Annotated in this window: 11 protein-coding genes and 1 other RNA gene; 7 read left to right on the top strand and 5 right to left on the bottom strand. The window is 70.3% G+C overall.

What is annotated here, in order from left to right; all coding sequences use genetic code 11:
• Positions 1-38: 38 nt before the first annotated feature.
• The 3 genes from glgB to J2X59_RS11280 form a co-directional block, all read right to left on the bottom strand.
• Positions 39-2,726, bottom strand: coding sequence for a 1,4-alpha-glucan branching protein GlgB (gene glgB, locus J2X59_RS11290; RefSeq protein WP_326496739.1), 2,688 nt, complete (start codon positions 2,724-2,726; stop codon positions 39-41).
• Positions 2,723-4,723, bottom strand: a complete 2,001-nt coding sequence (locus tag J2X59_RS11285) for an alpha-1,4-glucan--maltose-1-phosphate maltosyltransferase (protein WP_326496738.1) — start codon at positions 4,721-4,723, stop codon at positions 2,723-2,725. Before J2X59_RS11285 ends, glgB begins: the two co-directional genes overlap by 4 nt.
• Positions 4,724-4,876: 153 nt before the next feature.
• Positions 4,877-6,931 (bottom strand): glycogen debranching protein, encoded by a 2,055-nt coding sequence (locus J2X59_RS11280; protein WP_326496737.1) that lies wholly within the window; start codon positions 6,929-6,931, stop codon positions 4,877-4,879.
• A 60-nt stretch (positions 6,932-6,991) separates the two neighbouring features.
• Here J2X59_RS11280 and J2X59_RS11275 point away from each other — a divergent pair, with 60 nt between their 5' ends.
• Complete coding sequence (locus J2X59_RS11275; protein ID WP_326496736.1) at positions 6,992-8,155, top strand: cysteine desulfurase family protein; 1,164 nt, start codon at positions 6,992-6,994, stop codon at positions 8,153-8,155.
• Positions 8,156-8,317: 162 nt separating this feature from the next.
• Here J2X59_RS11275 and J2X59_RS11270 read toward each other — a convergent pair whose 3' ends face one another.
• Positions 8,318-9,808, bottom strand: coding sequence for a PD-(D/E)XK nuclease family protein (locus J2X59_RS11270; RefSeq protein ID WP_326496735.1), 1,491 nt, complete (start codon positions 9,806-9,808; stop codon positions 8,318-8,320).
• A gap of 271 nt (positions 9,809-10,079) precedes the next feature.
• Between J2X59_RS11270 and prfB the strand changes: the two genes are divergently transcribed.
• The 6 genes from prfB to J2X59_RS11240 all read left to right on the top strand — a co-directional run bounded on the left by prfB (position 10,080) and on the right by J2X59_RS11240 (position 15,072).
• On the top strand, positions 10,080-11,189 hold the full coding sequence (gene prfB / locus J2X59_RS11265; RefSeq protein ID WP_066654787.1) for a peptide chain release factor 2: 1,110 nt from the start codon (positions 10,080-10,082) through the stop codon (positions 11,187-11,189).
• 72 nt (positions 11,190-11,261) lie between these two features.
• On the top strand, positions 11,262-12,020 hold the full coding sequence (gene ftsE / locus J2X59_RS11260) for a cell division ATP-binding protein FtsE (RefSeq protein WP_066654786.1): 759 nt from the start codon (positions 11,262-11,264) through the stop codon (positions 12,018-12,020).
• Positions 12,017-12,931, top strand: a complete 915-nt coding sequence (gene ftsX, locus J2X59_RS11255; protein WP_326496734.1) for a permease-like cell division protein FtsX — start codon at positions 12,017-12,019, stop codon at positions 12,929-12,931. Before ftsE ends, ftsX begins: the two co-directional genes overlap by 4 nt.
• A gap of 135 nt (positions 12,932-13,066) precedes the next feature.
• Positions 13,067-13,543: an SsrA-binding protein SmpB gene (gene smpB, locus J2X59_RS11250; RefSeq protein ID WP_066654782.1), complete on the top strand. Its 477-nt coding sequence runs from the start codon at positions 13,067-13,069 to the stop codon at positions 13,541-13,543.
• A gap of 132 nt (positions 13,544-13,675) precedes the next feature.
• Positions 13,676-14,053: a transfer-messenger RNA gene (ssrA, locus tag J2X59_RS11245) on the top strand.
• 176 nt (positions 14,054-14,229) lie between these two features.
• Complete coding sequence (locus J2X59_RS11240) at positions 14,230-15,072, top strand: hypothetical protein (RefSeq protein ID WP_326496733.1); 843 nt, start codon at positions 14,230-14,232, stop codon at positions 15,070-15,072.
• A 7-nt stretch (positions 15,073-15,079) separates the two neighbouring features.
• On the opposite strand, the gene J2X59_RS11235 is transcribed toward J2X59_RS11240, so the two are convergent.
• Positions 15,080-16,384: an LLM class flavin-dependent oxidoreductase gene (locus J2X59_RS11235; RefSeq protein WP_326496732.1), complete on the bottom strand. Its 1,305-nt coding sequence runs from the start codon at positions 16,382-16,384 to the stop codon at positions 15,080-15,082.

The following is a 16,384-nucleotide window of genomic DNA, read 5'->3' as shown; positions in this document are numbered from 1 at the left end:
CCCGTCCGTCCCGTGGTCGCGTCCGCGCGGCGGCGGGGTCAGTCGGCCAGTCGCAGCCAGACCGCACCCAGCGGCGGGACCACCAGGTGTGCCGAGGCCGGGCGGCCGGCCCACGGCGTCTCGTCGGCCGTGACCGAACCCATGTTGCCGACACCGGACCCGCCGTACTCCGTGGCGTCGGTGTTGAGCACCTCGTGCCAGGTGCCCGCAGAGGGCAGCCCGAACCGGCGCTCGACGGGTACCCCGGAGAAGTTCACGAAGACCGCGAGGCGGTCGTCGCCGTCCTTCCGGAGGAACCCGAGCGTCGAGTGCGGCGCGTCGCCGCCCTCGATCCACTCGAAGCCCTCGGGGGAGGAGTCGTGCGTCCACAGCGCCGGGGTCTCCTTGTAGACGCGGTTCAGCGACGCCACGAGGTCCTGCACGCCGAGGTGTCCCGGATCGTCGAGGAGCCACCAGTCCAGCCCCCGGGCCTCGGACCACTCCGACGGCTGGGCGAACTCCTGGCCCATGAAGAGCAGTTGCTTGCCGGGGTGCGCCCACATGAACGCGAGGTACGCCCGGACGTTCGCGAGCTTCTGCCACTCGTCGCCGGGCATCTTCCCGTAGAGCGAGCCCTTCCCGTGCACGACCTCGTCGTGGCTGATCGGCAGGGTGAACTGCTCACTGAAGGCGTAGACCAGCGAGAACGTGATCTCGTCGTGGTGGTACGCACGGTACGCCGGGTCTCGCTCGATGTACTGCAGCGAGTCGTGCATCCAGCCCATGTTCCACTTCTGGCCGAAGCCGAGCCCGCCGGCGCTCGTCGGCTGGGTGACACCGGGCCACGAGGTGCTCTCCTCGGCGATCATCACGATGCCGGGGTAGCGCTTGTAGGCCGTGGCGTTCGTCTCCTGCAGGAACGAGATCGCCTCGAGGTTCTCGCGACCGCCGTGGATGTTCGGCAGCCACTCGGTGCGGGAGTAGTCGAGGTACAGCATCGAGGCCACGGCGTCGACCCGCAGGCCGTCGATGTGGAACTCCTCGAACCAGTAGAGCGCGTTCGCCACCAGGAAGTTGCGGACCTGAGGGTGCCCGAAGTCGAACACGAAGGTGCCCCAGTCGAGCTGCTCACCGCGACGCGGATCCGGGTGCTCGAACAACGCGTAGCCGTCGAACTTCGCGAGTGCCCACTCGTCCTTCGGGAAGTGTCCCGGTACCCAGTCCATGATCACGCCGATGCCGGCGCTGTGCAGGCGGTCGATCAGGTAGCGCAGGTCGTCCGGCGTGCCGAAGCGCGCGGTCGGAGCGTAGTACCCGGTGACCTGGTAGCCCCACGAGCCACCGAACGGGTGCTCGGCGAGCGGCAGGAACTCGACGTGGGTGAACCCGAGGTGCTGCACGTGGCCGATGAGCGCATCGGCGGCCTCGCGGTAGGAGAGCCCGGGGCGCCACGATCCGAGGTGCACCTCGTAGACGCTCATCGGCGCATCGTGGGTCGTCGTCTGCGCCCGACGCTCCATCCAGGCGGTGTCGCCGTCGGACCACGTGTGGTCGGAGGCGGTGACGACCGAGGCGGTCAGCGGCGGGACCTCGGTGCGTCGGGCGAACGGGTCCGCTCGCTCGACCCAGCCGGAGTCCGTGAGGATCTGGAACTTGTACCGCTGCCCGACGAGGGCGCCGGGCCAGAAGAGCTCCCACACGCCGAGGTCGTTCAGGCGACGCATCGCGGTGGTGCGGCCCTCCCACCCCTCGAAGTCCCCGATCACGCGGACGGCGGTGGCGCGGGGTGCCCACACGGTGAACGCGACGCCGTCGACGCCGTCGACGGTGCGGACGTGCGCGCCGAGGTGCTGCCAGAGCTGCTCGTCACGGCCCTCGCCGAACAGGTGGAGGTCGAGCTCGCCTATGGTCGGCGCGAAGCGGTAGGCGTCGTCGGTGGTCCACGTCGCGTCGTCGGCGTCGGTGGACTCGTCGAGGTCGTAGTCGGCCTCGACGCGGTACCGACCGAGCGTGCCGGTCGTGGCACCGGCCCAGAGACCGTCGCCCTCGTGGGTGAGTTCGATGTCGTCGCCGTCGGGGCGCACGATGCGGACGGCCGTCGCGAGGTGCCGGACGACGCGCACGCTCGTGCCCCCGTCCACCGGGTGGGGACCGAGCACGTCGTGCGGCTGGGACCAACGGCCCTCGGCCACCTGCTGGCGGAGCCAGTCCTCGACCGGCGCGGGCCGGGGAGCGGCTCCCGAGGTCGGGGCGACGTCGCTGCCGCCGGCGGGCGCCGCGGAGTCCGGTGCTGCGTGCTGCGGTGCTGCGGACTCGGGTGCTGCGACGAGGTCCGCCGCGGTCGCCGTCGCACCCCGTGCCGCCGAGCGTCCGCCCTCGGAGAGCGGTGCGTCCGCGCCGTCCACCGACGCACCGGTCGGGTCCGTGCGCTCCGGGCCGGTCGGTGCCGGGGCGCCGTCACGAGCTGCGCCGGCGAGGGTCGCCGACTCCGGGACCCCGCGGTCCGGCGTCTCCTCCGCCACGGGCGCGGCGCCGGGGAGGTCCTCGTGCGGTGCCGAGACCCGTGGCTCGTACCGGGGTGCGGGTTCGTCGGCCGGCGGGACCACGCCCGGGGCACGGGAGCGGGTCACGGGCGGCGGCGGGGGCGGCACCGGCGGGACGCTCGGCCCCTGGCCTCGGTCCGGGGTGGCGGGGGTGGGACGGTCGGAGCCCATCGGCGGGATCCCCTTCGGGTCGCTGTCGGTCATCGGACGGGTCCCTCCACGACGAGCAGGTGCACGGGCTCCTGGAAGGCGTCGAGGCGGACGTAGTTGGACGAACCCCACTCCCAGCGCTGCCCGGTGACGACGTCGCGGACGACGAACGGCTGCTCGTTCGGCAGCCCGAGCGCGGCGAGGTCGAGGTGCACGGTGGTCTCGCGCGCCGAGTGCGGGTCGACGTTCGCGACGACGATCACCGTGTCCGCGCGGCCCGATCGGATGAACTCGGCGGGCAGGTGCTTCGAGTAGACGACGATCGCCGGGTCCTCGGCGTCGTGGACGTGCAGGTTCCGGAGCTGACGCAGCGCGGGGTGGGCCTGACGGAAGCGGTTGAGCATCGTGACGTACGGCGCGAGGCTCGCGCCCTCGGCCTCGGCCAGGGCGAAGTCGCGCGGCTTGTACTCGTACTTCTCGTTGTCGATGTTCTCCTCGGACCCCGGGCGTGCGACGTCCTCGAAGAGCTCGTACCCGGCGTACATGCCCCAGGTCGGCGCCCCGGTCGCGGCGAGCGCGGCGCGCACCTTGTAGCCGGCGCGACCGCCGAACTGCAGGTACTCGGTGAGGATGTCGGGGGTGTTCACGAAGAGGTTCGGGCGCAGGTAGGCGCTCGTCTCGTGGCTGAGCTCGGAGAAGTAGTCCTCGATCTCCTCCTTCGTGTTCCGCCACGTGAAGTACGTGTACGACTGCTGGAACCCGGCCTCGGCCAGGGCGCGCATCATCGCCGGGCGGGTGAACGCCTCGGCGAGGAACACCGTGTCCGGGTGCTGGTCGCGGACCTCGCGGATGACGCGTTCCCAGAACCAGAGCGGCTTGGTGTGCGGGTTGTCGACGCGGAAGATGCGGATCCCGAACGCGATCCAGTGCTCGAGGACCCGCAGGACCTCGGCGACGATGCCCTCGGGGTCGCTGTCGAACTGGATCGGGTAGATGTCCTGGTACCGCTTCGGCGGGTTCTCAGCCGTGGCGATCGACCCGTCCGCCCGGACCGTGAACCACTCGGGGTGCTGGTCCACCCACGGGTGGTCCGGGGAGCACTGGAGTGCGAAGTCGAGCGCGACCTCCATCCCGCTGTTCTTCGCCGTCTCGACGAAGTCGCGGAAGTCGTCCTCGGTGCCGAGGTCGGGGTGGATCGCGTCGTGCCCGCCATCGGGACCACCGATCGCCCACGGGCTGCCCGGGTCGTGCGGTCCCGGGGTGAGCGTGTTGTTCGGGCCCTTGCGCGCCGTGGTGCCGATCGGGTGGATCGGCGGGAGGTAGACCACGTCGAAGCCCATGCGCGCGACGGCCGGGAGCCGGCGGGCCGCGGTGCGGAAGTCGCCGCTCCTCCACGAGCCGTCGGCGTTCTTCTTCGCCCCTTCGCTGCGGGGGAAGAACTCGTACCAGGCGCCGACGCCCGCGCGCTGCCGCTCGACGTCGAGGAGCTGCGTGGGGGAGTGCGTCCGGAGCGAGGTCAGCGGGGAGTCCTCGACCTCACCCGTGATGCGCGGGTCGTCGACGACGGCGAGGCGCTCGGTCGGCTCGAGGTCGGTGTCCCGCAGCTGCTCGGCCGCGCGGACGGCGGCGCTGGAGTCGGTCTCGGCGGCGAGTCGGTCGAGCAGGACGGCGCCGTCGAGGAGCGTCGCCTCGGTGTCGACACCGGCGGCGATCTTGAGCCGGGCGGCGTGCAGCCACGTCGCCCAGTCGTCGGAGAACGACTCGACGTGCCACGTCCAGACGCCGACGTGGTCGACCTGCACGGTGGCCTCGTAGCGGTCCGTGCCGGGAGCGCCGAGCAGCATCGGCACGGTGCGCGTCCCGCCGTCCGGGCGTTCGAGCACGAGGTCGGCGCCGATGATCCCGTGGCCCTCGCGGAAGACGGTCGCGCCGAACGTGATCACCTCGCCGTCGAACGCCTTGCCCGGGAACCCGTTCGGGGTCGTCGGCGCGAGCTGGGTGATCGGGATGCGCCCGATCTTCGGTCGGCGGGGTCGATCTGCGGTGGCCACGGAGGCGACGCTACCCGGCCGGAGCGCTCGCGTTCCCCGGAACGCGTTCCCTGTGCAGTGTCGGGCGCGCCACACGGCGTGTGCAGGACGCGCACGTACGGGCTCCGTCGCCCGTTCCTTCCCCGGACGGGGGCGCGTCGGGCCACGACCGCCCTACGACACCTCGAAGACGTGGATGCCCGGGCCGTACGCGGTGAAGACCTGCCCGCCCGGCCGGAGCCGCTCGTGGTCGCGGTGCTTCTCGCTCGACCAGGCCAACCGGTACCCGAGCACGTCCTGTCGAGCCGGCAGCGTCAGGTCCCGCGTCCGCCCGCTGCCGTGCACGACCACGAGCACCCGGTCGAACGGTTCGTGCTCCGGCGTCGACTCGGCGAAGTACTGCACGACCCGGTGGATGGGCTGGTCCCACCCCTCGGGGGTCATCGGCTGCCCGTCCGGTCCGTACCACGCCATGCGCGACGCGCCGGGGGTCTCCCGCCCCTCGACCCCGAAGCGGGTCGGCCGCAGCGCCGGGTGCGCTGCGCGGAGCCGCGTGAGCGCCGCGACCGCCTCGGTCATCGCCTCGGCGTCCTCGTCGTCCGACCAGTCGACGGCGGTCAGGTCGTCGGACACGACGTAGGCGTTGTTGTTGCCGTGCTGCGTCCTGCTGCGCTCGTCGCCGGCGGTCAGCATCGGGATGCCCGCCGAGAGCATCAGGGTGCCGACGAGGTTCCGCATCGACCGGCCCCGGGCGGCACGCACCCCGCGGTCGGCCGTGTCGCCCTCGATCCCGTGGTTGAACGAGCGGTTGTCGTCGGACCCGTCCCGCCCGTCCTCGCCGTTCGCCTCGTTGTGCTTGCGGTCGTGCGAGACGAGGTCGAGCAGCGTGAAGCCGTCGTGGGCCGTGACGAAGTTGACGCTCGCGAGGGGGCCGCGCTCCTGGCCGAAGGTGCCGCGGGACCCCGTGAGCGCCTCGGCGAGCCGACCGATGCCCGCCTGCGGGGTGCCGTTCCGGCGTTCCTCGGCGACGTCGGTCAGCCAGAACTGACGGACGGTGTTCCGGAACCCGTCGTTCCACTCGCTCGTGCCGGGGCCGAACGCCCCCGTGCGCCATCCGTCGGGACCGACGTCCCACGGCTCGGCGACGACGAGCACGTCCTGCAGGTCCGGGTGCTGCCGGATGCGCTCGAGCAACGGGTGCGCCGGGTCGAACACGTGGTGCTCGTCGCGGGCGAGCGCCGCCATCAGGTCGAACCGGAACCCGTCGACCTGCACCTCGCGCGCCCAGTAGCGCAGGCTGTCGACGATCATCTCCGCGGTGGCCTCGACCGAGGTGTCGAGCGTGTTCCCGCAGCCGGTGGTGTCGTAGTACGACGCACCGTCCTCGGTCCAGCGGTACCGCCCCGCCCCGTCGATGCCGCGCAGCGAGGTGGTGGGTCCCCCGGTGCCCTCCTCGGCGGTGTGGTTGTAGACGACGTCGAGCAGTACCTGGATGCCCGCCTCGTGCAGGAGCCGCACCATGCCCTTGAACTCGCGGAGCACCGCGGAGGCACCCGCGGTACGGGCGTCCGACGAGGCGTGGGCCGCGTGCGGTGCGAAGAACCCGAGGGTGTTGTAGCCCCACGCGTTCTCGCGACCGGCGTCCCGGAGCCACGCCTCGGTGTCGAACGCGTGCACGGGCAGCAGCTCGAGGGTCGTCACGCCGATGCGGCGCAGGTGGGCGATGGTGCTCGGGTGCGCGACGCCGGCGTAGGTCCCGCGCAGGTGCTCGGGGACGTCGCGGTTCGCAGCGGTGAGCGTGCGGACGTTCGCCTCGTACACGACGGCCCGGTCCAGGGGGACGTCGGGCTTCGGCACACCGCCCCAGTCGAAGGCGTCGTCGACCACGACGCTCGTCCACCGCGGGCCGCCGCTCGCAGCAGCCGTCGCCGCGGGGACGATGCCACGCGCGTACGGATCGAGCAGCGGTCGCCCGGGGTCGAACGCGTGGCGGGGTCCGTCCGGACCGTCGACGAGCAGGTGGTACCGATCGCCCGGCCGCACGTCCGGCGTCTCCGCCGCCCACCGGTCGGTGCCGTCGGTCCGCGACAGGACGTGGCGGGTCTCGGCACCGTCGGCGTCGACGACCACGAGGGTCACCGCGGTCGCGGAGGCGGAACGCACCGAGAAGCGGGGCGCGCCGTCACCGAGGCGGAAGCCGGGGGTCTCGTCGATCGCGGTGCGGTGCATGACGACCAGGGTACGAGGGGCCGGAGGTATCCTGTGAACGCACACGGAAGGGGCGCAGTCATGCCGGTCTACCTCGACCACGCGGCGACGACGCCCATCCTGCCCGCGGCGCTCGCCGCGTTCACCCGGGCCCTGGTCACGGTGGGCAACCCGTCGTCGATCCACAGCGCCGGCCAGCGCGCGAAGATGCTGCTCGAGGACGGTCGTGCCGCGGTCGCCCGGTCGCTCGACGCGGAGCCCGTGGAGGTCGTCTTCACCTCCGGCGGCACCGAGAGCATCAACCTCGCGGTCAAGGGGCTGTACTGGGCGCGGCAGCAGGACCGTCCGCGGCCGCGCATCGTCGTGCCGGCGGGCGAGCACCACGCCACCGTCGACACGGTCGAGTGGCTCGAGCGCCACGAGGGCGCCGTCGTCGACGTGGTCCCGCTGGACGCACAGGGTCGCGTCGACCTCGTCGGCCTGGAGGCACGGCTCGCCGACGCCTCGGACGTCGCCCTGGTCACGTTCCTGTGGGCGAACAACGAGGTCGGGACCCTGCAGCCGGTCGACCGCATCGTCGAGCTGGCGCACGCCGCCGGTGTGCCGGTGCACAGCGACGCCGTCGCGGCGTACGGCCAGGTCCCGGTGTCGTTCGCGGCCTCCGGCCTCGACGCGCTCAGCGTGTCGGCGCACAAGATCGGAGGACCGGTCGGGATCGGCGCGCTGGTCCTCGGGCGCCGTGCGACGGTCGAGCCGCTCATCCACGGCGGTGGCCAGCAGCGACAGGTCCGCAGCGGGACGCAGGACGCCCCGGCGGCGGCGGCCTTCGGGGTCGCCGCCGACGCCGGGCTGCACGACGCGTCGGCCCTGCGCGACCGGCTCGTCGCGGGGGTCCTGGAACGCGTCCCGACCGCCGTGCTCATGGGCGACCCGGTCGACCGTCTCCCCGGCAACGCCCACTTCACCTTCCCCGGGTGCGAGGGCGACTCGCTGCTGTTCCTGCTCGACGCGGCCGGGGTCGCCGTGTCGACCGGGTCCGCCTGCCAGGCCGGCGTCCCGGAGGCGTCGCACGTGCTGCTCGGCATGGGCCTGTCCGAGGACGAGGCCCGCGGCGCCCTGCGCATCACGCTCGGGTACACCTCGACCGACGCCGACGTCGACGCCTTCCTCGCCGCGCTGCCGGGGGCGGTCGCGCGAGCGAGCCGAGCGGGCATGTCCTCGCGCGCGCCGTCGCTCGGACGGTGAGCCGGTCGCCCGACAGCCAGCAGCTCAGCATTGCGCAGCCGGCCGACCGCGGGCAATCGATCGACCTGCTGTCCGGTCGGTCGGCGGATGTCGCTCGGAAGGGTTCGGTGCTCGTGCTCGGCGAACGTCCGGACGCCGCCGGCGTCGGTCAGGTCCTCCTCGCTACGACGCTTCAGAGATCGGGTAGCCGAGCGCCACGAAGTGTCGGATCAGCGGCAGGTGGATGTTGCGGCCCGCTTGCGCTGCGCTCCTGTACCCGCGCTGCCAGGAGACTCGGTAACGACCGTCGTCGAGCAGCAGAGGCCCCATCTCGTCGCGGAGAGCCACCTCGCGCGCCCGGTACCGCGCTGCAGCGGCAGGCGAGTACGCGTGGACGTCGGGATCGATGATGATGTCCGCCCCGGTGAAGCTGTTCCCACGCGGAGTGCCGACGACTCGCGCGATGACCGCTCCGAACTCCCTCGAGAAGTCCGACACGGTCGTGGCGTCGTGCTCCTGCGCGAAAGCGAGCGCGATCTTCTGCAGCAACTCGATCTTGGTCAACTTGCGAGCACGATCGTCACCCCAGAAGAATCGCGACGTGTCGTTCGAGACCCGCTGCGGACGGTGATCCCAGATGTACTCGATGAGGCGACTGAACTCGGCCTGCGACAGCGCGTGACCATCCAGGAGGTCGTTCAACGCGTCGAGAGTTGCGATGACATCGACCGGATCAGTGCGAGCGGAATCGAGGTACTGGTCGTCTCCCGGGCGTCGGTGTTCCTCGTCGACGTAGCCCAGCGCGTTCGCAAGTCCCGTGAGCACTGGTGCGAGCGACGACGCACCGACGGTGGGGGAGCCTGCAGGATCTTCGCCCTCGAACAGACCGTGGATGTCCTGGTCGAGCTTCACGTGGTAGCGGCGGTGGATCGCGCGTCGGAAGTCTCGGACGATCTTCTCTGCATCGCTGCTACCCCGTGCCGACAGTGCGCTTTCTGCGTCCGCCAGAAGTTCTTCGAGCCGCTCGTACGTCAGTGTCTGGAAGTCGGGATCCTCGGCGGTGTCACCGGTGCGGGGGGTCAGGTAGACGAAGTACCTACCGGACTCCGGGACGTTCCGGTAGTGGCCGGCTTCAGCTTCCCAACCGTCAGCCCGCTTGTGGAGACGGCTCTTCTCCTCGGAGTCGAGCGAGGAAACGTCGATGGCCGTGTGGATCGATCGGAAGTCCCCACGGATCACCCAGTTGTACCAACGAGTCTGTCCGACATCGAGCCCGCTCCTGGCGTGTTCGATGGTGTCGGTCTTGTTCTCGATCACCAGCGTCGACAACGGTCGGCCCTGTTCGTCGTGATCGACCAACAGGATGTCTATGTTGCGCCATTCGCGAGGGTGCACCCGCGCGCGCGGCGAGATCACGGGCACGACCTCGGGATCGAACGCGGCGTTGACGAAGCCCTGAGCAAAGGAAGGTCCGAGTCCGTGACTCCCTTGCGGATCGAGGAGCCAACCGATCATCTTGCTGTACCGGATCTCGCCTGCAGCGTCGCCGTAGTCGACCACGTCCCAGAAGTTGGCGACGGGGTTCAGTACGTCCCTCACGACCGCGGAGCTGTCGCCCTCGATGAGCCTTGCAATAGCGTCAGCAACTTCCCCGTTCCGGTGTTCGTTGTCCACGGAGGTCTCCCCTCGATCCGACCGCTTCGTCACTGTTGGGACTATCTCACGTCTGGTCGGCGCCTCGGTGCTCCCACACGGAGTCCCGGGACAGGCAACGGAACGTCAGCCGATGGTGTCGACGTGGTCGTCCTGGGCAAGTGGTGGGTGACGACTCCCGGCGAGGCGCTCCGGTCGACCGCGATCCGGTTCGCCAGCCCCGACTCGTGCCCGTGCTCGCGCTGGATGGTCGGTCGGCTGCGCGCGACGTGCGCCGCTAGGATCGGTGACCATGGTCGAACTTGACTTCACCGAGCAGCTGTCCGCCCTCCGCGAGACCTTCGGCAACATCCGCTCGGTCGTCGACGTCGACCGGCTCCAGCGCGAGATCGCCGAACTGAGCGAGCAGGCGGGTGCCCAGGACCTGTGGGACGACGTCGAGCACGCGCAGCAGGTGACGAGCGCGCTCTCGCACAAGCAGGCAGAGCTCCGGAAGATGACCGACACCGAGCAGCGCATCGACGACCTCGAGGTCCTCGTCGAGATGGCGAACGAGGCCGACGACGCCGACTCCGCGGCCGAGGCGCAGGACGAGCTCAAGGCCATCCAGAAGACCATGGGCGACCTCGAGGTGCAGACCCTCCTCGACGGCGAGTACGACGAGCGCCCCGCGGTGATCACGATCCGCGCCGGTGCCGGCGGTGTCGATGCGGCGGACTTCGCCGAGATGCTCCTCCGCATGTACCTGCGCTACGCCGAGCAGCACGGCTTCAAGACCACCGTCATGGACACCTCCTACGCGGAGGAAGCGGGCATCAAGTCCGCGACGTTCGAGGTCGACGCGCCGTACGCCTTCGGCACGCTCTCGGTCGAGGCCGGCACGCACCGCCTCGTCCGCATGTCGCCGTTCGGTGCCGCGGGCAAGCGCCAGACCTCGTTCGCCGCGGTCGAGGTCATCCCGCTCATGCCGGAGACCGCGGTCATCGACATCCCGGAGAACGACATCCGGGTCGACGTGTTCCGGTCCTCCGGCCCCGGTGGCCAGTCGGTCAACACCACCGACTCCGCCGTCCGCCTGACCCACCTGCCGACCGGCACCGTCGTGTCCATGCAGAACGAGAAGTCGCAGATCCAGAACCGCGCCGCCGCCATGCGCGTGCTGCAGTCGCGCCTGCTGCTCCTGAAGAAGGAGGAGGAGAACGCGAAGAAGAAGGAGCTCGCCGGCAACATCACGGCGAGCTGGGGCGACCAGATCCGCTCGTACGTCCTGGCGCCGTACCAGATGGTCAAGGACCTCCGGAGCGAGCACGAGGTCAACAACCCGTCGTCGGTGTTCGACGGGGACCTGGACGGCTTCATCAACGCGGGCATCCGCTGGCGCAAGCAGGGCGACGATTCCTGAGCGAGCTCGCGGGGGAGTCGAGCCGCGCGCCTCGGTTGACTTCCGGCCCACCCGACCTAGCCTGATCCGGTCATGATCAAATTCGACCAGGTCACCAAGGTCTACTCGGGCAACCCGAGTCCCGCGCTCGACGACCTCTCCCTCGAGATCCTCAAGGGTGAGTTCGTCTTCCTCGTCGGCGCGTCCGGCTCCGGCAAGTCGAGCTTCCTCCGCCTCGTGCTCAAGGAGGAGAAGCCGACCCGCGGGCAGATCCACGTGCTCGGCCAGCGCCTCGGCGCGCTGTCGTCGCGCAAGGTCCCGTACTTCCGCCGCAACCTCGGTGTGGTCTTCCAGGACTTCCGGCTCCTGCCGAACAAGAACGTCTTCGACAACGTCGCGTTCTCGCTCCAGGTGATCGGCAAGAGCAAGGGCTTCATCAGCGAGGCCGTCACCGACGTGCTCAAGCTCGTCGGCCTGGCCGGCAAGGCCACCCGCATGCCGCACGAGCTCTCCGGTGGTGAGCAGCAGCGCGTCGCGATCGCCCGTGCGGTCGTCAACAAGCCGGCGATCCTGCTGGCCGACGAGCCCACCGGCAACCTCGACCCGACCACCTCGGCGGGCATCATGGCGCTCCTCGAACGCATCAACCAGGGAGGCACCACCGTGCTCATGGCGACGCACGACGCCAGCATCGTGAACCAGATGCAGCGTCGGGTCATCGAGCTCTCGAACGGCACCGTCCTGCGCGACGAGCAGTCCGGCGGGTACCAGACGCAGGCGCTGCCGATCCAGCGCGGCTCCGGCGTCTCGAACACGACCGGCATCCAGACGATCCCGGGGCTCATCCGATGAGGCTCGGGCTCGTCATGTCCGAGGTCGGCTCGGGCCTGCGGCGCAACGCGTCGATGGTGGTCTCGGTCGTCCTGGTGACCTTCATCTCGCTCACCTTCGTGGGCACGGCGATCCTGCTGCAGATGCAGATCAACCAGATGAAGGGGTACTGGTACGACCGGGCGCAGGTCGCGGTGTACCTGTGCACCGACACCGACACCACCGGCAACTGCACCGGTGCCAAGGCGACCGAGGACCAGCGCGAGCAGGTCCAGGCGCAGCTCGACTCGTCCACCCTGAAGCCGTACATCGAGAAGACGTACTACGAGGACCAGGACCAGGCGTTCACGCGGTTCAAGGAGCAGTTCAAGGACTCGCCCGCGACCGAGTTCGTGAAGCCGGAGTACCTCAACGAGACCTTCTGGGTGAACCTGAAGAACCCGTCGCAGGCGGACGTGCTCGTCGAGAGCCTGTCGAAGGTCGCCGGCGTGCAGAGCGTCGTCGACCAGCGCGGGTACCTGCAGCCGATCTTCAACCTGCTCAACGCATCGTCGTACACGGCGATCGGCATCGCGTCGCTGATGCTCGTGGCGGCCGTGCTGCTCATCGCGACCACCATCCGACTCTCGGCGTTCAGCAGGCGACGCGAGCTCGGCATCATGCGCCTGGTCGGGGCGTCGAACCGGTTCATCCAGACACCCTTCGTGCTCGAGGGGGTGATCGCCGCCGCGATCGGAGCGGTGCTCGCCGGTGGCGCGATCACCGCGGTGGTCTGGTTCTTCGTCCGGAACTACCTGGCGCAGCGGTTCTCCGGTACGGCGTTCATCGGCATGGGGGACGCGGCCATCGTGGTCCCGTCGGTGATCGTGATCGGTGTGCTGCTCGCGGGGGTCTCCGCGTTCATCGCGATCCGCCGCTACCTGCGGGTCTGAGGCAGTCCCTCCGGGAGGACGACCACGTCCACGACCGCGGCGCGCCGGGAAGGTGCGCCGCGGTCGTCGTGTTCACTAGGCTGTAGGGCTGCGCAGCAGCACCGGGGCCCGTGCCCGGTCACGAAGGGAGTCATCATGGCGAAGGAACGCGGCGAGAAGATCGTGGCGACCAACCGTCGCGCGCGCCACGACTACCTGATCGAGGACACGTACGAAGCGGGCATGGTGCTCTCGGGTACCGAGGTGAAGTCCCTCCGCGAGGGGCGGGCCTCACTCGTCGACGGCTACGCGTTCATCGACGGTGGCGAGGCCTGGCTCGACTCCGTGCACATCCCCGAGTACACCGAGGGGACGTGGAACAACCACGCGCCGCGGCGGAAGCGCAAGCTCCTCCTGCACAAGCAGCAGATCGTGAAGATCTCGCACAAGACCGCGCAGGGCGGGTACACGCTCGTGCCCATGAAGATCTACTTCCACGACGGCCGGGCGAAGGTCGAGATCGCGGTCGCCAAGGGCAAGCGCGAGTTCGACAAGCGTCAGGCCCTGCGCGAGAAGACCGACAAGCGCGAGGCTGAGCGCGCCATGCGCTCGCGCAACCGCCTCGGCGAGTGAGCGCGGCGGGGTGAGCCCTCGGCGAACGTCGGTGGCGCCGTTCAGCACACCCCGCTAGGCTGGGGTCCGCTCCTCACGGGGAGCATCGGCAACTCAACAGCGTGACAGCGGCTCGCACGTCACGGCCCGTACGGGGATGATCGGTTTCGACATTGCCTGTGTGCCGACGGGAAGCGGGCCGAGGACCCACGGTCATCTCGTGAACGATCCGTGGAAAACAACAAGTGCCAATTCCAAGCGCACTGACTTCGCTCTCGCTGCGTAAGCAGCCCAGCACATGAAGTCCGTCGGCCAGGTGATCGTCTTCTAACCTGAGTTCCGGCGTCATCCAGAGGACTTGCTGCACGGTTGCGCCTCAGGGCCGTGCGGGACTTGCACTGAGACTGGGCCCGTCGTCCTAGAAGCCGGTAGCAAAGGACGGGGCCGAGCAGAACGACTCATCCGGATACGCCCGTAGAAGACGTCGAACCGCAGCGATGGACGGGGGTTCGATTCCCCCCATCTCCACCAACGCCGTGCCGTCGAGCCGCTGTCACGCTGAACCTCCGCCGGTCCCGCCGGCCTGAACGCCCCGTCGTCGTCCTCTGGACGTCGCCGGGGCGTTCGTCGTTCCCCCGGGGTCCCGGACTACTGTCCGGAGCGAGCGCGGGGCTGGTCCTGCGTCGACCCGACCGGGAGGGCAGCACGTGGTGCAGGAGATCGCGATCCGAGTCCGTCTGCGCGAGCAGGACCGTCTGGGACTGGCGGAGTACGAGCGGATCGTGGGGTCCGTCGCGACCGTCGCCGCCGTCGTCGCCTGGTTGCCCACGCCCGGGTCACGGCTCGTCGTCCGCGGTCGTGGTGCCGAGCCGGTGCGCCTCGAGACGGTGTCGTACGGCACCGTGTTCGAGATGCTCGTCGTGCTCGACCAGCGCTCGGCCGCGGTCGAGCGGGCAGCGTCGGCGGTGGCCGCGCTGGTGACGTCGGTGCGCGACGAGCACGTCGAGGACGACGTCGCGGGCATCGCCGGCGAGTTCGACCGCTTCGATCGGTCGGCGCCGCGTGGTCGCTCGGCGGTGGAGCGGGCGCTGCGTGGGTTCCTCGAGGGAGCCCGGGCCGACGTGCTCGCACGGAGGACCACCACGCGGGTCCGTGCTGCCCAGGCGCTCCTGCGGCTCGCCGAGGACGGGGCGGAGCTCGTGGTGGAGCGGGTCGAGGACGCCCTGGCACCCGTGGTCGAGGAGCAGCAGGTCGACGTGCTCTCGGACGCCGGCACGTCCGTCGTGGTCGAGCCGGTCGACGGGATCGCGCCCTCCGGTGTCCGCGCCTCGCGCACGGTGGTCGACGACGACTTCCCGGCGGAACAGCCCGGCGAGCAGGACGAGGGCACGAAGCCCGAGGACGAGGGCAAGAAGACCAAGGACAAGGACGAGAAGCAGTCCGACAAGAAGAAGGACAAGAAGAAGAAGGACGAGAAGAAGAAGGACGAGAAGAAGAAGGACGAGAAGAAGTCCGCCAAGAAGAAGGGCAAGAAGAAGAAGAAGAAGTAGGGCCCGGTCAGAAGTCGAACAGGTTCGCCCGCAGGCCGCCGTCGCCGTACTCCCGGCGCAGCAGCCCACGGCGGCGCAGTGCAGGCACGAGGTCGCCCGTCAGCCGGTACACCTGCGCCGGGTGGAGGTCGCCGGACAGGATGAACCCGTCATTGTCCGCGTCCGCCCCGAGCTCCTCCACGAAGTCCGCGAACTCCTCGGCCGTCCCGACGAACCCCTCGCGCGCGCTGATCCGCCCGAGCCGGGCCTTCCGGGTCAGGAGTTCCCGGAGGGGCGCGTCCGGCGTGTCCCCGACCAGCCCGCGGACCGTGCCCGCGGACACGTGGTCGCCGAAGGTCCCGTCCGGGATCGGTGCGTCGAGGTCGAGGGCGAGCAGGTCCGTCTCGGAGTCGCTCGACCACGCGACGGCGGCGGCCCGGAAATCGGCGTCCGACGGGTGTCGTGACGCGGCGACGACGCGCTCGGCCTCCTCGACCGAGGGCACCAGCACCGGCTTGAGCACGAACAGCACCCGCAGGTCGTCCGCGCTGCGTCCGGCGTCGGCCGCGGCGGTCAGCACCCTCGACCGGTACGCGCGGACCGCCTCGGCCGTCAACGGTGCGAGTGCGAGCTGCACGTCCGAGTGCGTCCCGGCGAACCCGAGTCCGCGTCCGGATCCGCCGGGGGAGACCACGACCGGGTCACCGTCGAGCGGGAGCGCGTTGAGCGGGCCGTCGGCGGTGAAGTACGCGCCCTCGTGGTGGAACGCGTCGAGTGCGTCGCCGTCGGCGAAGTGCCAGTCCGTCGGGTCCCCGACGTAGCCGTCGCCCCACGAGTGCCACAGCCGTCGGAGCAGCGTGATCCACTCCTCGGCGCGGTCGTACGCGGCGTCGTGCGGCAGCGGTGCCGCCCCGACGTGCCGGGCGCTGCCGGTGTCGGTCACGACGTTCAGCCCGAAGCGGTCCGAGGACAGGTGCGCGAGTGTCGCGGCCTGCCGCGCGGCGAGGTACGGCGGAGTGATGCCGGCGTTCACCGTCGGTGCGATGCCGATGTGCTGCGTCACCGCGAACAGGTACGGCGCGAGCAGCAGCGGGTCGTGCTTCGGACCGCCGTACGCCTGCCGGATGCGCAGGTCGAGGGTCGCCGGACTGCCGAGGGAGATCGCGTCCTCGGCGATCACGAGGTCCATCCCCGCCTGCTCGAGCGCCCGGACGGACTGCTGGTACAGGTCGGGCTTCGTCCAGTCGTGGCCCCAGTCCCAGTCGGACCGTCCCCAGGCCTGCGGGCCGAACCCCCGCGAGAAGAAGTACCCGAAGTGCTGCAGGTCGCCCAC

The organism is Curtobacterium sp. 260, from assembly GCF_030803485.1.
GTDB lineage: Bacteria > Actinomycetota > Actinomycetes > Actinomycetales > Microbacteriaceae > Curtobacterium.
This window is presented reverse-complemented; position numbering and strand designations above follow the sequence as displayed.

Excerpts from the sequence above, each read along its gene's own strand:
- ftsX (WP_326496734.1), top strand. The coding sequence starts at position 12,017 with ATGAGGCTCGGGCTCGTCATGTCCGAGGTCGGCTCGGGCCTGCGGCGC.
- J2X59_RS11275 (WP_326496736.1), top strand. The coding sequence starts at position 6,992 with ATGCCGGTCTACCTCGACCACGCGGCGACGACGCCCATCCTGCCCGCG.
- smpB (WP_066654782.1), top strand. The coding sequence starts at position 13,067 with ATGGCGAAGGAACGCGGCGAGAAGATCGTGGCGACCAACCGTCGCGCG.
- prfB (WP_066654787.1), top strand. The coding sequence starts at position 10,080 with ATGGTCGAACTTGACTTCACCGAGCAGCTGTCCGCCCTCCGCGAGACC.
- glgB (WP_326496739.1), bottom strand. The coding sequence starts at position 2,726 with ATGACCGACAGCGACCCGAAGGGGATCCCGCCGATGGGCTCCGACCGT.
- J2X59_RS11280 (WP_326496737.1), bottom strand. The coding sequence starts at position 6,931 with ATGCACCGCACCGCGATCGACGAGACCCCCGGCTTCCGCCTCGGTGAC.
- ftsE (WP_066654786.1), top strand. The coding sequence starts at position 11,262 with ATGATCAAATTCGACCAGGTCACCAAGGTCTACTCGGGCAACCCGAGT.